Raw genomic sequence first — 20,334 nt, forward strand, 5'->3', positions numbered from 1 at the left:
AGACACATGGAACAACAAAAAGTGATCGGCGATTTTCATACCATTTTATCGGAAGGCGAGGTTTGGAAAATCGGCGGATTTCCGCTGCCGGACGGTTCGTTCTGGGAATACCGCGAGCCGAATGCGGTCGTCATCGTCCGCAACGGCATCCTGTACGTGCGAGCTCCGCTGAGCCGCCAAAACGACCAGATTCAAATTTTGGACAACGCCAAACATATGTATTACTCCGTGGAAACGATCAAAGTGCCGGAATCCGGCGAAGTCAGCTTTGAGCTGCAAATCCGCGCGCGCACGCAAAATACGGTTCCGGGCGATTTGTACGACGGGTATGTTTCCCTTAATTTGCTTGATTTCACGACCGGCGCGGCGCTCGACTTTTTTGCCGGAAACGACAAGTACGCCAGCGTCTACGCCGTGCTTCCTTTCCCTGGGGTAGAGGTGCCGCCGTCCGATAAGACGCGCTACTTTTGTATTTTCAAGGAAGATACCAACTTCAAAGCGCGCGAGTTCAACACGTACAAAATTACGTATGACCGCGGGAACGACGAAGCGATCTTTTATCTGAACGGCGTAGAAATCCGCCGCGAAAAACAGATCCCGATCAAATTCAACGAATTTACGATCGCGCTTGGCATCATGACCGAAAAAGACATTTCGCCGGAGGGCAGCGTGTCCGTTCACGGGCAAACGGTCACCGCGGAATATTCGCCGGTCACGGTTACGATCAAAGACGGAAGCAAGCAGACAAATACCTCGGAAGAGAAGTAATGTCCGATGGAACAAAGGCGACCCTGCTCCAGCATTGGAGATCGGGGCCGCCTTTTTTTAGCGAATTACCGGAGACGCCGCAATAGTACCTTAAACCCGCTTTGAAGTGTTACATGCCCCGCTTTGGTGGCGATTTTACAGAACGCGGGAACGACGGGAGGCTTGCGCCGCCGATGGCGTGAAAATCCGGTCCGACGGCGTATTGCGAAGCACAAATACTCCAGCGAGAAGCGAGACCAGGAAGCATGCGCCGGCCGCAATCGGCAGGAATGACCATTCGAGCACCGCATGGCCAAGCACCGTCTGCCAGCCGATCGCGACCAGACCTAAAATGTAGCTTACGCCGGTGACATGAATCATCCGCTTCCGCATAGCCTTGGGAAGGGAGGAACGCTCCGCCAGCCAGGCGACGAGCGGGATGGCCTGAAGCGCATGGAAGCCAAGGCCGTGCAGCCAAATGATGTTGCCGTGAAGGCCTACCATCCGGCCTTGGTTCATCGAAATCCATATTCCCGCGGCGAAAGACATCATGACGGCAATCATCGCATAACGAATCCCGGCCGCCATCTCCGGATAACTCGCGTATATTCGGGGGCGGAAATAAGCGATGGCCAGAACCAGATAAAAAAGGACGAGCAGCAATGCCACCGTAGCGAAAATGGAGCCGACGGCCGCATCGAAAGGAACGCCATCCTTGACAAACCTGGGATTCACGCCCCGAAAGTTTTGTACGGTTTCGGCTGCATAGGCATACAGCGCGAGGACGATATAAGGATAGCGGAAGAAGGCTCTGCCCGTTCTCCCCAATCCCGAATACGGCAAAATGGCCGCCGTCGACAGCAGAAAGATGCCGATCGCGGCATTAAAAGAGAACGCATTGAGGATGTTTCCCCCCGGAGGCGCTTCGCTCCCGAACGCGAGCACCCAAAGCCCGCAAAACGCCGACAGCAAAAAACCGAGGACGGACGTAAGGACAAGCCCTTTTTCCCCTTCGAATAAACGAATCGTTTTGTTTCCTTCTAAGCTCCTGACCGTTTTCATCATTCTCATCTCCCCATCCGATACAATTTAAGATTAATTGTATTTTATTGGAATTCGAAAGCTCGAGCCTCCACCGGCGGACCGGACTTTATTCTGGACTTTGGTCGATAGGTTTCCCCGACCAAAGCCTGAGCCCATTTGTTTCAAGTTTGTCGCGAGCATCCTTCCCGAAATCCGAGGAGAACGTCTATAGGGGGGGTTCATTTTCGAGGTAATTTAGGTCTCAATACTCATAAAAAAATATCGAACCATGTCGATAAACTACATTAGATTGACTACAAGCCGGCCGGCTCTTAGGCGGCCCTCAAGAATGCAGGGAGTGTTCGAAGTTAGTTCATATAGGCCGGCTGAATAAAGCAATCAACTTTGAAGGAGATGAGTCTTCGTTGAAAACAGCTAGAAATCTGCTCATGCTTGCGCTGGTCTTCATCCTGACCGTCGGCTTTTCCGGGCTGACCTCGGCGGCAAGCGACAAAAAATCGGCGGCAAAAGACGCGGTATCCCCGTTTGCCCTCGACTTTAAAGATATCGAGGATGCGAATTGGGCCTCGGCCTACATCGCGAAAATGAAATCGAAAAACGTCCTTCAAGGGTTCGAGGACGGATCGTTCCGGCCAAACCAGCCGGTTACCCGGGTAGAGGCGATTGTCATGGCCGTCCGGCTGCTTGGGCTGGAGGATCAGGCTAAAGCGCAGAAGCCGGATGCCAAACTCTTTTTCAAGGATGCCGAACAGATCAACAAAAAATATCCTTGGGCGAAAGGTTATATTTTGACGGCACTGGAAAACGGCTTGTTTGACGCATCCGAGCAATCCGTCCAGCCGGAAAAACCGGCAAGCCGCGTATGGATTGCGGGGCTGCTGGTCAAATCGCTCGGTTTGCAGCAGGAGGCGCTGCATGAAATGAACAAGACGCCTTCCTTCAAGGATGCGGCTTCCATTCCGGCCGGCTCCATCGGTTACGTCAACGTTGCGGTCGAGAAAGGAATCATCGGCGGTTATCCGGACGGCACGTTCAAACCGAACAAAAGCGTGACCCGCGCCGAAATCGCCGCGCTGCTGGACAGAACCGGCGGAGGTTTGCTTGATCAAGCTGGGGCCGTTAAAGCAAGCGGCGTGATTCAAAACATCGAGTTTAAAAAGACTGCGGAAGGCACATCTCCATCGACGGTCAGCGGCAGCGTGTACGGTTCCGTCGACGGAAGCGTCACCATTGCGACGTACGACAACAAGTCGCTTACCTACGGCATTTCTTCGGAGCTGCTCGTGACGTACCATAACAAATACGTTCGCGCAGACCAGCTCGCGGTCAATGATTCCGTGCAGTTGACCGTTTTGGACAACATCGTCCGGGAAGCCGTACTGCTGGATTCAAAGCCGGATGAAGGCGCAAAAGATCCCGCAACGAATCCGGGAAACTCCTCCAAAGCGACGGTCGTGGAATTGGATCTCGAGATCAAGCTGGGCGGCCAGGGAGAAGTGAACGTGGAGTATAAAAACAAAAAAGGTAAAATCGAAGCGGAGTTTGAACTCAAATCCGGCCAAATGAAACAGAAGCTGGAGGGCAAGGCAGCCGCGGCGGCGATCGAAAAATTGATCGGCGACGCAGCGATTGCCGAGGAAACGACGGCCGAGGAAGCCGTAAGCAAACTGGTATCCGCGTTGAAATTGAACAACGACGACATCCAAAAGCTGGAGCTTTCGGTGAAGTTCTCGAACGGAAAAGAAATCAAGATCGAGAAAAAGCAGTCGGAAAAAAACCTGAGCAAAGGCAAAGATAAAGAAAACGATCAGGGACGCGGGAATGAAAAAGGTCACGGGAATGAAAAAGGCCGCGGGAACGGCAAAAAATAAATAAAGAAGAAACGGCACGAGCCTTGGGCTTGTGCCGTATTTTTAGGTATGCCCAGCCATTCATATTTCCGCCCGAAAGGTCTTCCCTAACGGCTTGCCAAGGGAGAAATAATGCCTGAAATTGTAAATTAATGGGCCCCATTTTCGAGGATCGATATGATGTTCTCCCGTCACGATTTCTTTATGGGCGTGCACCTGCACGGACTGCGTCTCCACAATGGCAAACATGGGGGAATGGTCCGGGATACGAATATGTTTGACCTTCGCCTCGATTTGAATGGGGCATTCCGCGATCCGGGAAGGTTTTACGGCAATCGATGCTGTAGGAGTAAGCCCGCCGATGTCGTATTTTTCTTTTCCATATAAAAATCCGTTCTGTTTTTTGAAATCCGGAACCGGATTTTTTCCCGTATAAGGAGCCAGCCTTTCCACGTTCTCCCAAAGCGAAGGATCCGGAACGTTGATGACGCATTCGGGATGCCGCTGCACGTTTTCGATGGCTTTTCCTCCAAGGCCGAGCCCCAATACGATGCAGTCTCCCAGTGCCCAAGATGATGAGATCGGGCTAATATTGACGGTTCCATCCTCGTTCAGCGTGTTCAGCAGAATCACCGGCGTGCCATAGTATAGAATTTTAGGTTGAATCGTCACGGCTTCAAAAATCGGATTTTGTATTTCCATGCTGCATGTTCCTCCTTTTCGTCTTCTTTGTGATTGTAAAGCATAAATATTTCAATTATCATCGAAGTGTGGATTGCATATTTTGAAGGGGGATACTTCCAATGCGTACAAATTCCAATCCGAATGTGGCCTTGATCGCTTCCCTTGTGAGCGAGCCTTCGCGTGCAGCCATGTTGACGGCCCTGCTCGACGGCAGATTTCACCCTGCAAGCGAATTGGCCAATATGGCGGGCATCAAGCCGCAAACGGCCAGCTTTCATTTAGCCAAAATGGTCGAAGGTAACGTCATTGTCTTTGAAAAACATGGAAGACACCGATACTACGGCATACGGGATTCCACAGTCGCGCAGACGATGGAGTCGCTTCTTGCCCTGGCTCCGCCGGTTGAAATTAAATCGCTGCGGCAAGCGACGGAGGATCAAGCCATCCGATGGGCCAGAACTTGTTATGATCACTTGGCGGGCAACGTGGGGGTGCAGCTGACGGATTCTATGAAACAAAGGGGAATCATTCAAGAGACAACCGAAGGGTTTGCAGTGACCGAAAGCGGAGAGGCGTTTTTCGAATCCCTTCAAATCAACATTGCGCAGGTCAAGAAAAAGCGGCGGTCGTTCTCCCACAAATGTTTGGATTGGAGCGAAAGGCGCCACCATCTGGGCGGTGCTTTGGGGAACGCTTTGCTTGACAGGCTGGTAGAGCTGCAGTGGGTACAGCGCGTGCCCAAAACGCGGGCGGTCAGCATCACTTCGGAAGGCAAGCAGGGGCTTAAAGAAACATTTTCAGTAGATATTTGATCCAAAAGAAAAACGTCGATCGACGTACTCCCTAAGAAGACAGACCGCGTTTAAAGGTAGTTTTTTTGCAATATCAGGACGAAATAACTCCGTAGTTAATACTCTCTCATATTATAAAAAAAGACCGCCCAAATTGCGTTTGGGCGGTCGGAACGTTTCCAGCGTTATGCTTGGCTTCGGGACCGAAACCTCATTATTTTTTCAAATCCTCGATCGAGTTGATGTCGACGTACGACGGCACGACCAGCCCGGTTTTGACGCCGGTCATGTTGGGGCCAAGGTCATCGACTTTATCCTTGTATTTCTCCATGTAGTCCGCGTGGGTCAGCGGCAGCCAAGCGGCGGCGGATGCGTCCACATCGCCGTTTGCGACGCCGGTCCACATCGGGCCGGCTTCGACCTGGAGCGCGGTCACTTTGTAGCCGAGCTTATCCTGCAAAACGTATTGCAGCAGGTTGGTGCTGGCGATTTCCGAATCCCAGGCGACATAGCTGAGCTTCAGCGGCTTGCCGTTTACCGGCTTCAGATCCTTGATCCATTCGTTCACGCGGTCCGGATGGTCGTCGGCCCATTTTTTGGCCGCGTCTTCGGGTTTTGCGCCTTCTTCGATGGCGGTCATGATTTCGCCCATTTCATCCGAGGTCCACTCGAAACGGTCCAGGAACTGATAGGCGGTCGGCTCATCATCCTTCAAGCCTTGACGGGCGATGGTATGAATTTCTTCCGCTTCGCCGTACACCTTCTTCGGATCGTCAAGGTACTTCAGATCGTATTTGGAAAACATCCAATGCGGCGTCCAGCCGGTAATCACCACGGGTTTTTTGGCTTTGATATCCTTAGCCAGCGTCGCCGTCATGGCAGCGCTCGAGCCTTCGACCAGTTTCCAGTCGGACAAGCCGTATTCCTCAATCGCTTTGCTGGTGGCCTTCATGATGCCGGCGCCCGGGTCGATCCCGATGATTTCGTGTTTGACCTGTTTTCCGAAGGATTCGGCGCCGTTCCCGCCACTTGCCTTGTTATCCGCGCCGCCGCTCGTGTTGCAGGCCGAAAGTGTCAGTACGCCGGCGAGTCCAAGCAGAAGCATCCATTTACTTTGTTTTCTCATCTTATCTTCCCCTTTTTCGTTCGGATTTGAATAAACCTTGCGTAAAACGGTCAAGTACAATGGCCAAAATAACAACAACGAGACCGGCTTCGAAGCCCTTGCCGATTTGGAGCTGGGTTACGGCCCGGTACACTTCCGCGCCGATGCCCTGCGCGCCGATCATGGAAGCGATGACGACCATGGACAAGGAGAGCATGATCGTCTGGTTCACGCCTGCCATCAGCGTCGGCAGGGCCAGCGGAAGCTGCACCTTGAACAGCTTCTGGCCGGAAGTGGAACCGAAGGCGTCCGCCGCTTCGGTCAGCTCGCCTGACACCTGCTGGATCCCCAGCAGGGTCAGGCGTATGGTCGGCGGAATCGCAAAGATGACCGAGGCGATCACGCCAGGCACGACCCCCAGGCTGAAGAAGAAGACGGCGGGCAGCAGGTACACGAACGCCGGCATGGTCTGCATGAAATCAAGCAGTGGCGTAATGATCCGGGCGGCGCCTTTGCTATAGGCGCACCAGATGCCGATCGGAATGCCGACCACAACGGAGATGAGGGCCGAGGTAATGACGAGGCTCAGCGTATCCATCGTTTGCGACCAGTAGTCCAGGTTGTAGATGAGCAAAAATCCGACGACGGAGAACAGAGCCAGCGGCCAGCGTCCCACCAAGTAGGCAAGAATGCCCAAAATAACGATAAAAAGAAACGGATGAGGCAGCATAAACAGCCAGGTGAAAGCATTCACGATGCCCTCAATGGCGCCCGAGATGATATCGAATAAAAACGTCAGATGATCCTCCATCCAGCCGACCAAAGTTTCGACCCAATTATCCAGCGGTATTTTCTGCATCCGGGTTCACCTCCTTCGAGCCGTTTTCTCCCGCAAGAGCGCCGAGCAGGGCGCCGCGGACAATGACGCCGAGGAGACGGTTTTCGTCGTCGACGACGGCGAGAGGCACTTTGGCGAGGCTGGTTACCTCGAACAATTCGTTTATGACGACGTCCGGATGGACGCGCGGCCCGTCGACGATCAAGATGTGCTCCAGCGACTGCCCGCTGCGCATCGCGGCCGACGCGTCTTCCGCCGTGATGACGCCGAGCAGCCGTTTGGCGCGGTCGACGACGAACAGGTTGGAAATGCCGCGTTCGCGCATCATTTCCAGCGCCACGCGCGGCCCCCGTTCGACCATGATCGTTTCGGGACGGCGCATGACATGCGAAGCGGTCAGCACCTTCGACAGGTCGACGTCCTCCACGAAACGTTCCACATACGCGTTGGCCGGCTGCGTCAATATTTCCTCCGGCGTTCCGACCTGCACGACGGCCCCGTCCTTCATCAGGGCGATGCGGTCGCCGATCCGAAGCGCTTCATCAAGATCGTGGGTGATGAAGATGATCGTCTTTTTCATCTTCTCCTGCAGGTCCAGCAGTTCGTCCTGCATATCCCGCCGGATGAGCGGATCAAGCGCGCTGAAGGCTTCGTCCATGAGCAAAATTTCGGGATCGTTCGCCAGCGCTCTGGCCAGGCCGACGCGCTGCTGCATCCCGCCGCTCAGTTCATCCGGGCGTTTGTCCTCCCAGCCCTTCAGCCCGACGAGCTCCAGCGACTGCTTCGCTTTTTCCCGCCGCAGGCGCTTCTCCGCCTTTTGGATTTCAAGGCCGTATTCCACGTTTTCGAGCACGGTGCGGTGCGGAAAAAGCGCGAACTTTTGAAACACCATGCTGATCGTTTGACGGCGTACGGTTCGCAGCTGCTCCTTGTTCATTTTCATCAAGTCTTTGCCATGCACCAGGATTTCCCCGGACGTCGGCTCAATGAGGCGGTTCAGCATCCGCACCAGCGTCGACTTGCCGCTGCCGGACAATCCCATGATGACGAAAATTTCGCCTGCCTCGATGTCGAGGCTGACGCGGTTGACGCCGACGGTCACGTTTTTCTCCTTGGCTATTCTTTCTTTGGTCCAACCTTGTTCGAGCAGCTCCACGCAGCTCTCCGCGTGGGGTCCGAACAATTTGCTTACCTTCTGAAGCTGTAAGATGGACAAATCAATCCCCCCTTAAAAACCAGTTCGAGCAAAAAAATGGCAAACTCCCCATTACCCGTTCCGGCGGTTCCTTAAACAGCAGAAAAAAGGAACGCCGGTTTGAATACGGGGTGTTGAACTGTGCAACAACTAAAAACTATCGTAACAAAGGTTTTAACCGTATGTAAAGAACGTACAGTAAAAACTGTACAAACCATTTCTTGATTTTCCTCGCGGATGCTCCTGTTTGCGGCTTCTGAGGCTTCTTTACTTTTAAAAGGCGTTTTTTTACAATAGACCAAGAAGGTTGTTGCCTCTGGATTTTCGTCTAAGCGATGAGTGATCTAACGGAAAACACCCGAGAGTATGGCTGAACATAAGGAGGTTGCAAGCATGGGCTTGGACCCGGGCAAGGAAACACAGCATGCGGCGCTGGACAAAATACGAAAACGCGTGATCGAAACGATCGGAAGAAACATGGACTTATACGGCATCTCTTTATCTACGGGGCATCTCTATGGTCTGCTTTTTTTTGCGGACAAGCCGATGACGCTGGACGAGATGGGCTCCGAGATGAAGATGAGCAAAACCAGCATGAGCACGGGCGTCCGCACGCTTCTCGATTTGAAAATGGTGAACAAGGTTTGGGAAAAGGGTTCGCGAAAAGACCTGTACGAGGTGGAATACGACTGGTACCAAACGTTTACCGACTTTTTTGACGTCAAATGGAGAAAATCCGTGGAGTCCAACATGACGGTCCTTCGCAAGGCGACGGAAGAGATCGAAAAAATGGAGAAAGAATACGCGGAAGATCCGGAAATGGCGGAAATGCTGCGGAAGGACAAAGCCAAGCTCCGGGATGCGTTTGCTTATTACGAGTGGCTGGACCGGCTGATCGACACTTTTGAAAACGGGGACATCTACAAGCTGGTGCCGAAAGTGCCGCCACGGGAAAATTAAACATATAGGACCGGGATGTTAGGACATCCAAGGTCCTTTTTTTGTTTTGAGCGTCTGACTTCCGGTTATGTAACCTTTCCCAAAAGGGGCCGTCAACGGGGTTCTTTTGCATTTTCAACGGATCGGTTATTTTGATTTTGGTTATTTTGATAGCGAATTTGAATATACCTCGGGTCGCCGTTTCCAGTATATTAGAACTACAGGGAATGAATAGAAAGGCGTGAGTACATGGCTTCGAACATACTTCTTGTAGAGGATGACGCCTCGATCGGCGAAATGGTGGAAAGTTATTTGACGATGGAAGGTTTTCAGGTGGTGCTTGCCAAAGACGGGGAGGAGGCGCTCCAGCGGTTTGCCGAACGTGATTATGACCTGGTGCTGCTGGATATGATGCTGCCCAAGATCAGCGGGATGGATTTCCTGAAAAAGCTCCGGGAAAGCAGCCATGTGCCGGTTCTGATCGTATCCGCAAAGGATGGGGAAGTGGATAAGGCGCTTGGCCTCGGTTTTGGCGCGGACGACTATATTACGAAACCTTTTTCCATGATTGAGCTGACGGCGAGGGTGAAGGCCGCGATCCGCCGCGTGACGGCTTATGCGCAAGCGGCCCCGGCCCAGCAGAATCGAATCATCCGGGTGCATGAACTGGAGATGGATCTGGATCATTTGACCGTGACCAAAAACGGCGAGGAGATCAAGCTGACGGCCAAAGAACTGCAAATTTTGAAGCTGTTTATGACGAATCCGAAAAAGGTATTCACCAAGCAGCACATTTTCACCTCCGTCTGGAATGACGACTATTTCGGCGATGAAAATGTCATTAATGTGCATATGAGCCGTTTGCGCGAAAAAATCGAAGATCAGCCTTCCGATCCGCAGTATATCAAAACGCTGTGGGGCATCGGCTACCGTCTGGGGGAATTTTAGTGGTTGCCGTTCTGCTGATTCTTTCGATCGTGCTGGCGCTGCTGAACGTGATGCAGTGGGTGGGCCGGAAAAAAAGAGCCGGGCAGCTTGGGTACATCATCGATAAACTGAATGCGATTGTGGATTCGTCTTCGCAGGAGCAGCTTTTGCTTTTTACGGAGTATCCCGAATATCGTCAACTGCTGATTGCTGTCAATCGTTTGCTTTTGCAAACCAGGCAGTCGGAGACAGGATTTATGCGTACAGAAATCGCGATGCGACGGATGCTGGCCAACATATCGCATGATTTGAAGACGCCGCTTACCGTGGTGCTCGGATATATTGAAACGTTGAACCGGAAGGGCGGCTTGCCGCAGGAGGAAAGGGAACGGCTGCTGGATAAGGTGCATGCGAAGACGGTGGAGATCGTGGAGCTGATCAACCGTTTCTTTGATCTGGCCAAGCTGGAATCGGGAGATAAGGAGCTGCCGCTGACCCGTTTACATATCAATGAAGTGTCCAGAAACAGCATGCTGATGTTTTATGATCTGATCGAATCCGAAGGGCTGCAGACGGACATCGACATTCCGGATAAGCCGCTTTATGCTTGGGGGAATGAAGAAGGACTGAAACGCGCATTAAACAATGTGCTGAGCAATGCGATCCGTTACGGGTCACAGGGCAAGGTGGTCGGGATGAAGCTGCGGGAAGAGCAGGGCCGGGTACTGATCGATGTTTGGGACAAGGGCAAAGGCATCCAGGAACGCGATCAGGAGCTGATTTTCGAACGGATGTACACGCTGGAGGATTCAAGGAATAAAAGATTTCAAGGCAGCGGTTTGGGCCTGACGATTACGAAAAGACTGATTGAGCTGATGGGCGGGGAAATCCGGGTGGCGAGCAAGCCGTATGAACGGACCGTTTTTACGATCTCGTTAAAAAAGCTGCCTTAACGCTAGCGAAAGCAGCGAAGGGGACGGAATCGTTCTGAAGATGCTTACCGGAGCGGCCACCCCGCACACTTAAGAGATTCGTAAGAATTGCGCAAGAAATATGAAAATGTTGGCGGTTATACTGTGATCAAGCAACAAAGGAGAGGGGCAAAGATCAATGGGTTATGTCATCAGTACCCGCCATGTCAGCAAAACCTATAAAGGCAAAGAAGTTGTCTCCGATGTCAGCATGAATATCCAGCAGGGACAAATTTACGGACTGCTCGGTCCAAACGGAGCGGGCAAAACGACGCTGATGAAAATGATGCTGAATCTTGTTAAACCGACCAGCGGCGAAATTGAAATTTTCGGAGAGAAGCTTACGCCTTCGTCGGTTGAAATATTTAAACGCATTGGCAACATCATCGAGTATCCGATTTTTTACGAGAAAATGACGGCGATCGAGAATCTGGAGCTGCATGCGGAATATATGGGTTATTATAACAAACGAGAGATCAACGAAGCGCTAGAGATGGTCAACCTCACTTCCATCCAAGGCAAATCGGTATCCGAGTTTTCGCTTGGCATGAAGCAGCGATTGGGCATGGCCCGCGCGATAATAACCAAACCCGAGCTGCTTATTCTGGATGAACCGATCAACGGGCTCGATCCGGTCGGGATCAAGGATTTTCGCAATCTGCTTCGTATGTTGAGCAAGGAGTACCGGATGACGCTGCTGGTCTCCAGCCATTTGCTGAGCGAGATCGAGCAGGTTGCAGATACAATCGGCATTCTCCAGGGCGGCAAATTTATCCGCGAAGTGTCCATGAGTGAGATGCGCAGCGAAAATACCGATTATATCGAACTCGTGACCCCGCATTGCAAACAAGCTGTTTTTGTATTGGAAAACGAACTGGGTGTCAGCAATTTTAAAATCGTCGGCGATTCGGTCATACGCATTTATGAGTCCAAGTGGACGCAGCAGGAATTAACCAAAGCGCTGGTACTGAACGATGTGGCGATTGAAGCCATAAACCATAAGCATACTTCGCTTGAGGAGTATTTTATGCATCAGATCAGCGGAGGTGGGCAGCATGCTTAGGCTCATCCGGCTGGAGATGAAAAAGCAGAAGTTAGGCTGGTTTTATAGAGGCACGGTTATTGCGACGATCCTGATGGCTGGATTCATATTTCTTATAGTCTTCACGGAGGGGAAAGGAGATCCTGCATTCGGGAGTTTCGCCGATGCGTTATCGACAGTGGGGCTACTTTGCCGTGCAGTATTTATCGTGTTTGCTTCCGTTTTGCTCAGTAAATTGATTATCGAGGAATACAGAAATAAAACGATTAGCTTATTGTTTACGTACCCGATCGAGCGTAAAAAGCTGATCATGGCAAAAATGCTGCTGGTCCTGGCTCTTACGTTTGGAGCGATGCTCATCTCGACTTTTATTATCTGTACGTCGTTTCTGGCTCTGAACAGCCATTTTCAGTTTGTTTCGGGAAAACCGGAGGCTGGCGTATTATTGCATACTGGGATCCAATTGTTGATCCAAACGCTGTCAGCAGCGGGCCTCAGCCTCATTCCTTTATTCTTCGGGATGCGAAAGAAATCCGTACCGACAACGATCGTATCCTCGATCCTTATCGGGGGCTTGATCAGTTCCAACAACCAGGGATTTTCGCTCGGCACAAATGTAACGGTCCCGTTGATCCTTGGGGTTATCGGTACCCTGGTTGCTTATCTTTCGTTCCGCAACGTAGACAAGAATGATATTAATTAACTTAAAATAGCACCTTCTTAGCGGGAGATGATCCCGAAAGGAGGTGCTATTTTTATGATTCAGCAGGGACGTCTGTATTCCAAGCATCACTTTTCCATAACCCCCAGCATTGCGTCTTAAGAAAACCGTAAGAAACAAGAAAGGGAAACGATAGATTCATTTTTTAAAATAGTGGCATGGATTTCCGGTTTGCCGTCGTCTAACTAAACAAATGCCTTTCCTGCAGGAATAAAGGCGCCGGTCTAACTGCAGAAGACCAAATCAAATATGGAAAAGAAAGATGTGACCAATCGTGAACATGTTAGCTGCCATTACGAAGGCAAGCGCACAGTCGGCATGGATGGCTTGGGAAGCGGTTTTTGACCAAATTACGAAACTGCGCAGCGCCGCAGTAAAAAGATACGGGATTTGCAAGCTGGTTGTCCGTCGGCATCACGGAAAAAACCTGAAGTGCCAGGACGGGGAGTGGATATATTCGGGGGATTGGGTCGGCGAGCTCCATTTGGATAACCGGCAGGTATTGGAGCTCTCCAGAGAGCTGGGGGCTGACCGGGCTGCGCTTTTGACCGCAAGAATGCTGCGGAGATCGATCAAGCAGATCAGCGAGGCGATGAAGACGGAACCGGAGCTTGCGCAGGTCAAAGCGTTGACCGGAATTACGCTGCTGCACCGCGGTATCATTCACGGGCTCGGTTTTGAGCTGCATCCGCTGGAATCCAAGGGGTTTCGCGTGTTTTCCACCCATTATTTACGGCTTTTGCTCAAGGTGCTGCATCCGGTGGGCCGGGAACGCACGAAAAAAAATGCGCCCAAGCTTGTGCCCAAAATGCTGATGCTGACCCGAAAATCCTTGCTTTTGCGTTATGCTAAGGAAACGGCATGAGTATGGCGATCGTGAATCTGCTGCTGCTGTTTGTCCTTGTATATATGATCATTCCGTATGTGATCACCCGGATCTGGGGATTGGGGGTAACGATGCGGGGCCGGCGCGGCAGGCAGATCGCTTTTACCTTTGACGATGGCCCTGACCCGCTGCATACTCCTAAACTGCTGGATCTTCTTAAGAAAAAAAGGATCAAAGCGACATTTTTTGTCCTGGGCGGCAAAGCGGAGCGGCATCCGGAGCTGATGAGGCGGATTCACAGGGAAGGGCATCAAATCGGGATCCACAACTATTCCCATCTTCCCAATTGGCTCATGAGTCCGCGCCATATCCGGAACAAGCATGTCCGCAGGTCAGCCGATATCATCGAGCGGATCACGGGCGAGCGCCCGACATTTTACCGTCCTCCATGGGGGATTTTGAATTTAGGCGATTTGTTCGCTTTGCGAAAATACCGGATCGTATTGTGGTCGGTCATGGGGTGGGATTGGGGCAAAAAAAGCAGGAACAAACCGCTTAAAGAGCGGATCCTGGATCAGCTTGAGCCCGGCTCGATTATTTTGCTGCACGATAGCGGGGATACTTGGGGAGCGGAGCCTGATGCGCCGGGTCGAATGATCGCAAGCCTTGAGGAAGTCCTTGACACGGTTCATATCCAAGGGTATAAATGCGTCCGTGCCGACGAACTGCTGCATAAACCGAATGGTTTAAGTAACAAGTTTTCGGAAGGATTCCGGGTCGGTTGATGGGCGATCATAAAAAATGAATAATCAAGGTGATAGGCATGTTGCGATGAAGCCGTGCTCGATCATACAGGTACAGCCTGATGTTTTTGAGGTTGTACCTTTTTATTTTGCCTATTTACAAATGGAAAATGGCGGGTTATTATCGATTCATAATCGATCTAGAAAATTAGAATGAATAAATAATGTAGATTGTACTAAATAAATTAGATTGGAGCGATTGGGATGAAAGACGAACAACCTCAATTTGCCGAGGTTTCCGTAGAGCAGGCTAAATTACTGGGCAGCGCGCAGAGGGTTAAAATTATTAAGGCGTTGGTTGATACGGCGAAAACCTCCAAACAGGTGGCGGATGAACTGGGAGAATCCCCCGGAAGCATCCATTACCATATTCAAAAGCTCTACGACGGTGGGTTGATCGATCTGGTGGAAACCCGGACGGTGGGCGGTATTGTGGAAAAATATTATAAGTCCAAGGCCAAATGGTTCAACACCCGCGGGGCCCATTTAATCGATCCTGTACTGGCTGATGAATATGATGCGGCTTCCAGTACAAAAATCAACCTGCGTGTACAGCTTTCGCCTGAACAGAGGGAAGAGATGCTGGCGGAATTCAGGTCATTGCTCGAGAAGTGGGTTACGGTTTCCACAACCTCCAAGACGGCGGACAGCGAGGAATATGCGGTCGGCATTAAAGTGGTTTCAGCGGAAAGCCCGAAAGAAAAAGCTTAATCCTGAACAGCTCATTATTATGGAATGGTGGTGTTCGCATGGAAATCTTTAAAAATCGCAATTTCACGCTGCTTTTTATCGGCCGTATTCTGACGAATATCGGCGATAGTTTATATGGCGTTGCGGCCATGTGGTTGGTCTATAGTCTGGGGGGATCAACTTTATATACGGGGCTTGCAGGTTTTCTGTCGATCCTTCCCCGGATCATTCAACTGTTTTCAGGTCCCATGATCGACCGGGTCCCGCTCCGGGGCCTGCTGGTATACACCCAGCTGTTTCAGGCGCTTTTACTGCTTGTGGTGCCCGTTGCCTACTACTTTGATTTTTTGACCGTGGGACTGGTGCTGGCCATTACCCCGATCTTGTCGACAATAAACATGTGGTTCTACCCCGCCCAAATGTCCGCACTTCCGAAAATACTCGACAAAAAGCAGCTGACGCAGGGCAACTCTTTGTTTTCAATCGCTTATCAGGGGATTGACGTCGCGTGCAATGCGGCATCGGGGGCGCTGATTCTATTGCTCGGAGCGGTTGCGATTTACTTCTGGAACTCGCTAGGGTTCTTTGTCGGAGCGCTGCTGTTTATGCAGCTGAAAATCAAGAAAACATCAAACGATTCATCTAACAACGGGAAAACGACGTCTAAAAATAAAACTTCTGAATTAAAATCCCGGTACAATCCTATGAAGAAATACGTATCGGATATGAAAGATGGGCTTAGGTTCATCTTCGCTACGCCGCTCTCGCGCATCCAGCTCGGGATGATCGTCATCAATGCGGCGGGCGGGGCTACCTTTACGGTCATGCCCGCTTTTGCCAACAGCCTCGGCGGGGCCGGAATTTATGGAATGCTGCTCATGGCGGGGGCTTGCGGAAGTTTGCTTGGCGCGTTCCTTGCGCCTTACATGAGGCTGGAGCGTGTTCGCCTTGGCGTTGTTTTTGCCGCAGCCTTTTGCTTGTCCGGAACCGCCTGGTGTCTGAGCATATTCAGCACATGGACGTGGCTTATCATCCTGGTTTACGGCTTAGCCTGGTTTCCCGGAGGCGTAACGAATGTCATCATCAACACCGTCATCCAAAAAGGCGTGCCGGAAAAGAGCATGGGCACCGTGTTTGCGGCGGCTTCCAGTTTAAGCGGAATTGCGATGCCCCTTGGCAGTCTGTTTGGCGGTATCGCCGGTACAGCGGTGGCAGGCTCGTCCGTCATTGCCGTTTCCGGGCTCGCGGTATTTGGCGTCGGCGTTTATTGGATGCTGGATCCGGTCACGCGGCGTCTTCCGACGGCTCATGAGACGGACCAATCGTGGTTCGCTTCTCCTGAAAAATCGAATGCCGCGCATGCGACCACAACTTTATGATTCCTCGTATTTTGCTTCATAATAACTGGGCTTCTAGTTTTAGATGAAGAAGGTTGCGAAGAAAATACTAGGGTATGGCCCAGACAGGGAGGGGAGCATAGACTTCTTATGTACGTACGGCCCCGGAGGATGAATCTTAACGGGGCCGTACATATAAAACCGGCTGCCTGCGGGCATGTGATTACGAAATGGCAATTCTTCCTCCAGGGTTTTAGTTGCTTTCCCTAAGAGCAGTACCCATGGCTGCCGGCGCTTCAGAGTTGTAGAGACTAATATTGGCACCCAGTGCGCGAAAGGAACCGACAACATCTTCATAGCCGCGATCAATATGCTGCACGCCGGCTATGGTCGTCGTCCCTTCGGCGCAGAGGCCGGCAAGAATAAGGCAGATGCCCGCCCTGACGTCCGACGCATGCACCAAGCTGCCGTGCAGTTTCGTACCGCCTTTAATGTACGCCACGCCCGAACGAACTTTGATATCGGCCCCCATCCGGTTAAGCTGGTATGCATGGTTGAATCTTGCCGGATAGATGCGCTCGCCGATAATGCTTTTACCGCCTGCTTGCGTTAACAGCGCAGTTAACGGCTGCTGCAGATCGGTGGCAAACCCCGGATACATCGCGGTTCGGACCCTTGTCGCCCGCAAAATCCCTGTAGAATGTGCCATGATGGAATGGTTGTCTACTTCAATCTCTATGCCGATTTCACGCAGCTTGGCAATGCATGAAGTTAGGTGCTCCGGGATGACGTTTTGTACTGTCACCGAGCCGCCGGTAACGCCTGCCGCCATTAAAAATGCGCCTGCAATCAACCGGTCCGGGATGACGGTGTACGTACACCCTTTTAATGCGGACACGCCTTCGATTCGAATGGTGTCGGTACCGGCTCCTGTTATTCTGGCGCCCATCTGATTCAAAAAGTTCGCGGTATCCGTTACTTCCGGATCACGTGCGGCATTGAGCAAAACGGTGGTCCCTTTGGCGCGAACGGCGGCAAGCATGACGTTAATTGTCGCGCCGCAGGTGATCATATCAAAATAAATGGTTGCACCCTTTAATTCCTTGGCTTCCACCGTATAATAACGGTCGAAAAAAGCGAATGAAGCTCCCATCATCTTCAAGGCTTTAATATGCTGGTCCATCGGCCGGCTGACGAAGTCGTCCCCGCCCGGATAACCGATGGATACTTTGCCGAATTTGGCCAAGAGGGCACCAACAAAATAATAAGCCGATCTGAACGTGGATGATTTCACCGGATCCATATGGGCGCTGCTGATGTTTCTCGGGTCGATCAGCACAGCTCCGTCTGCTGCGTGTTCAACGTTCAGACCGATTTCAGATCCCAGTTCATAGATGACCCTTAGATCGGCAATGTTCGGAATGCCAAGCAGCGTAACCGGCTCATCGGCCAAGCATGCTGCCGCAAGCAGGGCGAGAGAGCTGTTTTTCGAGCCGGGAATGTTCACGCTACCTTGTAATGGCGAGGATTGTTCGACCTTAATCGCTTCCATGTTCAGCTTCTCCTTCGTCCGGATTCATTTCATCCGCGATCATAATTTTGACGTTCAGGCTTTCGATTTCACGTATCGTTTTATCCGAAGCGCCTTGATCGGTAATCAGCAAATCGATGTGATGCAGGGGGATGGAGGTGGCGAACATCTGGACGCCCATCTTCTCGTGCGGGGCAAGACATACCGTGCGCCGCGAAACCTCGGCGACCGCTCTGGTCAAAGCGGCTCCCTCCGGCGTAGCCGTGCTGATACCGTTAAGGGCTATTCCGCCTCCGGTAACGAAGCCGATATCGAAGTTAAACTTTTTGATCATTTCGAACGCAATCGTATCGATCATGCTGTCGCCGTTCGCCCGCAGCTTGCCTCCAACGAGATAAGCCTCAATATGGTGGAGGTTGCGAATCGATTCTGCAATCGTCAGCGAATTGGTGACGATCGTAAATGGAATGTCATCCGGAAGAAATTTGAGCATTCCATACTGAATGCCGGCCCCGCCGATAAAGACGGTGTCATGCTTTTGAATCAGCGATGCCGCATATTTCGAAATGGCGTCTTGATGCGACGCCGCATTTCCGTATCGAATGGACCGGGGCTGGGCTAACGTGCGCACCTTCGGAGGCGGAGTCAGCGGAATGGCGCCCCCGTATGTTTTCTGCAGCAATCCCTGTTCCTCCATCATGGTCAGGTCCCGCCGAATCGAATCGATCGAAAGTTCAAACATGACGGCCAGGTCTTTTGCGATCACCCTGCCGTCTTTCGCGAGCAGCTCCAGTATCCGCTGCCGACGTTCCTCAGCTAACATAACGATCCCCCATGATTGGATATAATGGTACGCTTTTATCCTATTCCTGATTCTTCATTATTGTCAATCAAATTATTCATGTTGTTTCATTTTCATTCGTTTTTTTTATGCTGGTTACCCTATCAAGGGGATGGCCTTCCGCAACTGTGGCCCTTTTCTGTGCTTGTCAGGCTAGTCTGCATAATGTGAACAAGTCCCTCATAGACATGTATCAATCAAGTAAAACATGTGCCAAAGGGGATGATGTCATGCGCCGGATGTCATGGGTACTCGCCATGATCGTGTGCGTTACCGTCGTATTTGCCGGGTGCGGCAAAAAGGACGCCGATACCGTAGTTAAAGGACTAAATGATGTGGCCGCCACATTGCAAAGCAAGGAGGGATCTTATAAAGGAACGGGGAAGATGACGCTCTATACGGGTGAAAAGCCGCAAGAGTACAATATTGAGGTCTGGTACCAAAATCCTTCCTATTACCGCATCAGCTTGACCAATGCCCAAAAGGACGTGACGCAGATCGTCCTCCGCAATGACGACGGCGTGTTCGTCCTGACGCCAAGCCTTAACAAAAGCTTCCGCTTCAAGAGCGACTGGCCGGAAAACCAAGGGCAGGTTTACCTGTACCAGACGCTGGTGCAGGGCATTTTGAACGACAAAACGCGCCAGTTCGCCGAGGATAAAGACAGCTACGTATTTGACGTTGCCGCCAATTATCACAGCCAGTCGCTCGTACGCCAAAAAATTTGGCTCAGTAAAGACAATTATGCTCCGAAGCAGGTGAGGGTATCCGATGCCGAGGCGCATGTCATGGTCGAAGTGAAGTTCAGCGAGTTCAAGTTCGACGCCAAATTCGAAAAGGATTCTTTCGACATGAAGCGGAACATGGCCGCCGTCGACGACCCGACGCTGGGCATGGTGACGGAGGTCGACGAGAACGGCAACCCGATCTCGGCGGACGATCCGCAGGCAGCCGAAAACGAAAACAATTCCGCGGCGGCTCCGAAAGAACTAGGAGACTTCGGAACGATCGAGCCGGTATACATGCCGGAAGGCGTTGAGCGGAAGGATATCAACAAAATGGAAGATAACCCGAACCATTCGGTTCTGATCCGTTATGACGGAACCTATCAATACACCATCATAGAATCGCGTTCCTCGGACATGGCCGTGTCCTCCGTGGCATCGGGAGAAGTCGTCGATCTCGGCTTCACGGCAGGCCTTTATACCAAGGACGAGCAAAAAACGCTGACCTGGATGAATGACGAAGGCATCGAATTCCGGATCACGAGCAGCAACCTTCCGCTTGACGAAATGAAGTTAATCGCCGCGTCGCTCCAGGAGCAAACGGGCAAATAATCCTTTACGGGCGGGGTCCCGCGCCGCAGAGCATCTTTCTGCCGCCGGGGGCTCCGCCTTTGCCTTTGGCTGCCGTGGTACGGTAAAGACGCCTGAATCCGCCCTGCCGTGGTTC

Annotated in this window: 20 protein-coding genes; 13 read left to right on the top strand and 7 right to left on the bottom strand. The window is 51.7% G+C overall.

The features are described from left to right. Positions 1-6 precede the first annotated feature (6 nt). Positions 7-768 (top strand): DUF6081 family protein, encoded by a 762-nt coding sequence (locus tag RJP21_RS20920; RefSeq protein ID WP_310861028.1) that lies wholly within the window; start codon positions 7-9, stop codon positions 766-768. Between the two features lie 135 nt (positions 769-903). On the opposite strand, the gene RJP21_RS20925 is transcribed toward RJP21_RS20920, so the two are convergent. Beyond that, on the bottom strand, positions 904-1,809 hold the full coding sequence (locus tag RJP21_RS20925; protein WP_397386252.1) for a hypothetical protein: 906 nt from the start codon (positions 1,807-1,809) through the stop codon (positions 904-906). Between the two features lie 386 nt (positions 1,810-2,195). Between RJP21_RS20925 and RJP21_RS20930 the strand changes: the two genes are divergently transcribed. Further along, positions 2,196-3,662: an S-layer homology domain-containing protein gene (locus tag RJP21_RS20930; protein ID WP_310861030.1), complete on the top strand. Its 1,467-nt coding sequence runs from the start codon at positions 2,196-2,198 to the stop codon at positions 3,660-3,662. Positions 3,663-3,722: 60 nt separating this feature from the next. Here the strand turns inward: RJP21_RS20930 and RJP21_RS20935 are convergent, their stop codons facing one another. Next, positions 3,723-4,343, bottom strand: coding sequence for a flavin reductase family protein (locus RJP21_RS20935; RefSeq protein ID WP_310861031.1), 621 nt, complete (start codon positions 4,341-4,343; stop codon positions 3,723-3,725). 101 nt (positions 4,344-4,444) lie between these two features. Between RJP21_RS20935 and RJP21_RS20940 the strand changes: the two genes are divergently transcribed. Continuing rightward, positions 4,445-5,137, top strand: a complete 693-nt coding sequence (locus RJP21_RS20940) for an ArsR/SmtB family transcription factor (RefSeq protein ID WP_310861032.1) — start codon at positions 4,445-4,447, stop codon at positions 5,135-5,137. A gap of 193 nt (positions 5,138-5,330) precedes the next feature. On the opposite strand, the gene RJP21_RS20945 is transcribed toward RJP21_RS20940, so the two are convergent. The 3 genes from RJP21_RS20945 to RJP21_RS20955 are packed head-to-tail and all read right to left on the bottom strand — an operon-like array spanning position 5,331 to position 8,275. Further along, positions 5,331-6,242: a glycine betaine ABC transporter substrate-binding protein gene (locus RJP21_RS20945; RefSeq protein WP_160042786.1), complete on the bottom strand. Its 912-nt coding sequence runs from the start codon at positions 6,240-6,242 to the stop codon at positions 5,331-5,333. A gap of 1 nt (position 6,243) precedes the next feature. Further along, positions 6,244-7,080 (bottom strand): ABC transporter permease, encoded by an 837-nt coding sequence (locus RJP21_RS20950; protein WP_310861033.1) that lies wholly within the window; start codon positions 7,078-7,080, stop codon positions 6,244-6,246. Next, on the bottom strand, positions 7,058-8,275 hold the full coding sequence (locus RJP21_RS20955) for a quaternary amine ABC transporter ATP-binding protein (protein ID WP_310861034.1): 1,218 nt from the start codon (positions 8,273-8,275) through the stop codon (positions 7,058-7,060). The genes RJP21_RS20950 and RJP21_RS20955 overlap by 23 nt, the downstream gene beginning before the upstream one ends. A 372-nt stretch (positions 8,276-8,647) precedes the next feature. On the opposite strand from RJP21_RS20955, the gene RJP21_RS20960 reads away from it, so the two are divergent. The 9 genes from RJP21_RS20960 to RJP21_RS21000 all read left to right on the top strand — a co-directional run bounded on the left by RJP21_RS20960 (position 8,648) and on the right by RJP21_RS21000 (position 16,552). After that, on the top strand, positions 8,648-9,214 hold the full coding sequence (locus RJP21_RS20960) for a GbsR/MarR family transcriptional regulator (protein ID WP_160042783.1): 567 nt from the start codon (positions 8,648-8,650) through the stop codon (positions 9,212-9,214). Between the two features lie 228 nt (positions 9,215-9,442). Next, positions 9,443-10,141, top strand: a complete 699-nt coding sequence (locus RJP21_RS20965; protein ID WP_310861035.1) for a response regulator transcription factor — start codon at positions 9,443-9,445, stop codon at positions 10,139-10,141. Continuing rightward, positions 10,141-11,073, top strand: a complete 933-nt coding sequence (locus tag RJP21_RS20970; RefSeq protein WP_310861036.1) for a sensor histidine kinase — start codon at positions 10,141-10,143, stop codon at positions 11,071-11,073. Before RJP21_RS20965 ends, RJP21_RS20970 begins: the two co-directional genes overlap by 1 nt. 157 nt (positions 11,074-11,230) lie before the next feature. Next, on the top strand, positions 11,231-12,154 hold the full coding sequence (locus RJP21_RS20975; RefSeq protein WP_310861037.1) for an ABC transporter ATP-binding protein: 924 nt from the start codon (positions 11,231-11,233) through the stop codon (positions 12,152-12,154). After that, positions 12,147-12,836, top strand: coding sequence for an ABC transporter permease (locus RJP21_RS20980; RefSeq protein WP_310861038.1), 690 nt, complete (start codon positions 12,147-12,149; stop codon positions 12,834-12,836). Before RJP21_RS20975 ends, RJP21_RS20980 begins: the two co-directional genes overlap by 8 nt. 298 nt (positions 12,837-13,134) lie before the next feature. Beyond that, positions 13,135-13,719: a YkoP family protein gene (locus RJP21_RS20985; protein ID WP_310861150.1), complete on the top strand. Its 585-nt coding sequence runs from the start codon at positions 13,135-13,137 to the stop codon at positions 13,717-13,719. Then, positions 13,716-14,465, top strand: coding sequence for a polysaccharide deacetylase family protein (locus RJP21_RS20990; protein ID WP_397386253.1), 750 nt, complete (start codon positions 13,716-13,718; stop codon positions 14,463-14,465). The genes RJP21_RS20985 and RJP21_RS20990 overlap by 4 nt, the downstream gene beginning before the upstream one ends. Before the next feature lie 222 nt (positions 14,466-14,687). Next, on the top strand, positions 14,688-15,194 hold the full coding sequence (locus RJP21_RS20995) for an ArsR/SmtB family transcription factor (RefSeq protein WP_310861040.1): 507 nt from the start codon (positions 14,688-14,690) through the stop codon (positions 15,192-15,194). 38 nt (positions 15,195-15,232) lie between these two features. Continuing rightward, the gene (locus RJP21_RS21000; RefSeq protein WP_310861041.1) at positions 15,233-16,552 is read left to right on the top strand and encodes an MFS transporter; all 1,320 of its coding nucleotides are present in this window, start codon (positions 15,233-15,235) and stop codon (positions 16,550-16,552) included. A 211-nt stretch (positions 16,553-16,763) separates the two neighbouring features. On the opposite strand, the gene murA is transcribed toward RJP21_RS21000, so the two are convergent. Together murA and RJP21_RS21010 are read right to left on the bottom strand one after the other, a co-directional pair. Then, positions 16,764-18,062, bottom strand: a complete 1,299-nt coding sequence (gene murA / locus RJP21_RS21005) for a UDP-N-acetylglucosamine 1-carboxyvinyltransferase (RefSeq protein ID WP_310861042.1) — start codon at positions 18,060-18,062, stop codon at positions 16,764-16,766. Then, positions 18,049-18,864 carry a DeoR/GlpR family DNA-binding transcription regulator gene (locus RJP21_RS21010; RefSeq protein ID WP_310861043.1) on the bottom strand — a complete coding sequence of 272 codons (816 nt, stop codon included), beginning with the start codon at positions 18,862-18,864 and terminating at the stop codon, positions 18,049-18,051. Before RJP21_RS21010 ends, murA begins: the two co-directional genes overlap by 14 nt. Before the next feature lie 248 nt (positions 18,865-19,112). On the opposite strand from RJP21_RS21010, the gene RJP21_RS21015 reads away from it, so the two are divergent. Then, positions 19,113-20,219, top strand: coding sequence for an outer membrane lipoprotein-sorting protein (locus RJP21_RS21015; protein ID WP_160042773.1), 1,107 nt, complete (start codon positions 19,113-19,115; stop codon positions 20,217-20,219). The last annotated feature ends 115 nt before the right edge of the window (positions 20,220-20,334 follow it).

The organism is Paenibacillus sp. VCA1 (genome assembly GCF_031583795.1).
Lineage (GTDB): Bacteria > Bacillota > Bacilli > Paenibacillales > Paenibacillaceae > Paenibacillus_AQ > Paenibacillus_AQ albilobatus.

Coding starts and splice junctions, on each gene's coding strand:
- RJP21_RS20975 (WP_310861037.1), top strand. CDS start 11,231: ATGGGTTATGTCATCAGTACCCGCCATGTCAGCAAAACCTATAAAGGC.
- RJP21_RS20950 (WP_310861033.1), bottom strand. CDS start 7,080: ATGCAGAAAATACCGCTGGATAATTGGGTCGAAACTTTGGTCGGCTGG.
- RJP21_RS20985 (WP_310861150.1), top strand. CDS start 13,135: ATGTTAGCTGCCATTACGAAGGCAAGCGCACAGTCGGCATGGATGGCT.
- RJP21_RS20925 (WP_397386252.1), bottom strand. CDS start 1,809: ATGAAAACGGTCAGGAGCTTAGAAGGAAACAAAACGATTCGTTTATTC.
- RJP21_RS21015 (WP_160042773.1), top strand. CDS start 19,113: ATGCGCCGGATGTCATGGGTACTCGCCATGATCGTGTGCGTTACCGTC.
- RJP21_RS20995 (WP_310861040.1), top strand. CDS start 14,688: ATGAAAGACGAACAACCTCAATTTGCCGAGGTTTCCGTAGAGCAGGCT.
- RJP21_RS20980 (WP_310861038.1), top strand. CDS start 12,147: ATGCTTAGGCTCATCCGGCTGGAGATGAAAAAGCAGAAGTTAGGCTGG.
- RJP21_RS20935 (WP_310861031.1), bottom strand. CDS start 4,343: ATGGAAATACAAAATCCGATTTTTGAAGCCGTGACGATTCAACCTAAA.
- RJP21_RS20965 (WP_310861035.1), top strand. CDS start 9,443: ATGGCTTCGAACATACTTCTTGTAGAGGATGACGCCTCGATCGGCGAA.
- RJP21_RS20920 (WP_310861028.1), top strand. CDS start 7: ATGGAACAACAAAAAGTGATCGGCGATTTTCATACCATTTTATCGGAA.
- RJP21_RS20940 (WP_310861032.1), top strand. CDS start 4,445: ATGCGTACAAATTCCAATCCGAATGTGGCCTTGATCGCTTCCCTTGTG.
- RJP21_RS20990 (WP_397386253.1), top strand. CDS start 13,716: ATGAGTATGGCGATCGTGAATCTGCTGCTGCTGTTTGTCCTTGTATAT.
- murA (WP_310861042.1), bottom strand. CDS start 18,062: ATGGAAGCGATTAAGGTCGAACAATCCTCGCCATTACAAGGTAGCGTG.
- RJP21_RS20945 (WP_160042786.1), bottom strand. CDS start 6,242: ATGAGAAAACAAAGTAAATGGATGCTTCTGCTTGGACTCGCCGGCGTA.
- RJP21_RS21000 (WP_310861041.1), top strand. CDS start 15,233: ATGGAAATCTTTAAAAATCGCAATTTCACGCTGCTTTTTATCGGCCGT.
- RJP21_RS21010 (WP_310861043.1), bottom strand. CDS start 18,864: ATGTTAGCTGAGGAACGTCGGCAGCGGATACTGGAGCTGCTCGCGAAA.
- RJP21_RS20960 (WP_160042783.1), top strand. CDS start 8,648: ATGGGCTTGGACCCGGGCAAGGAAACACAGCATGCGGCGCTGGACAAA.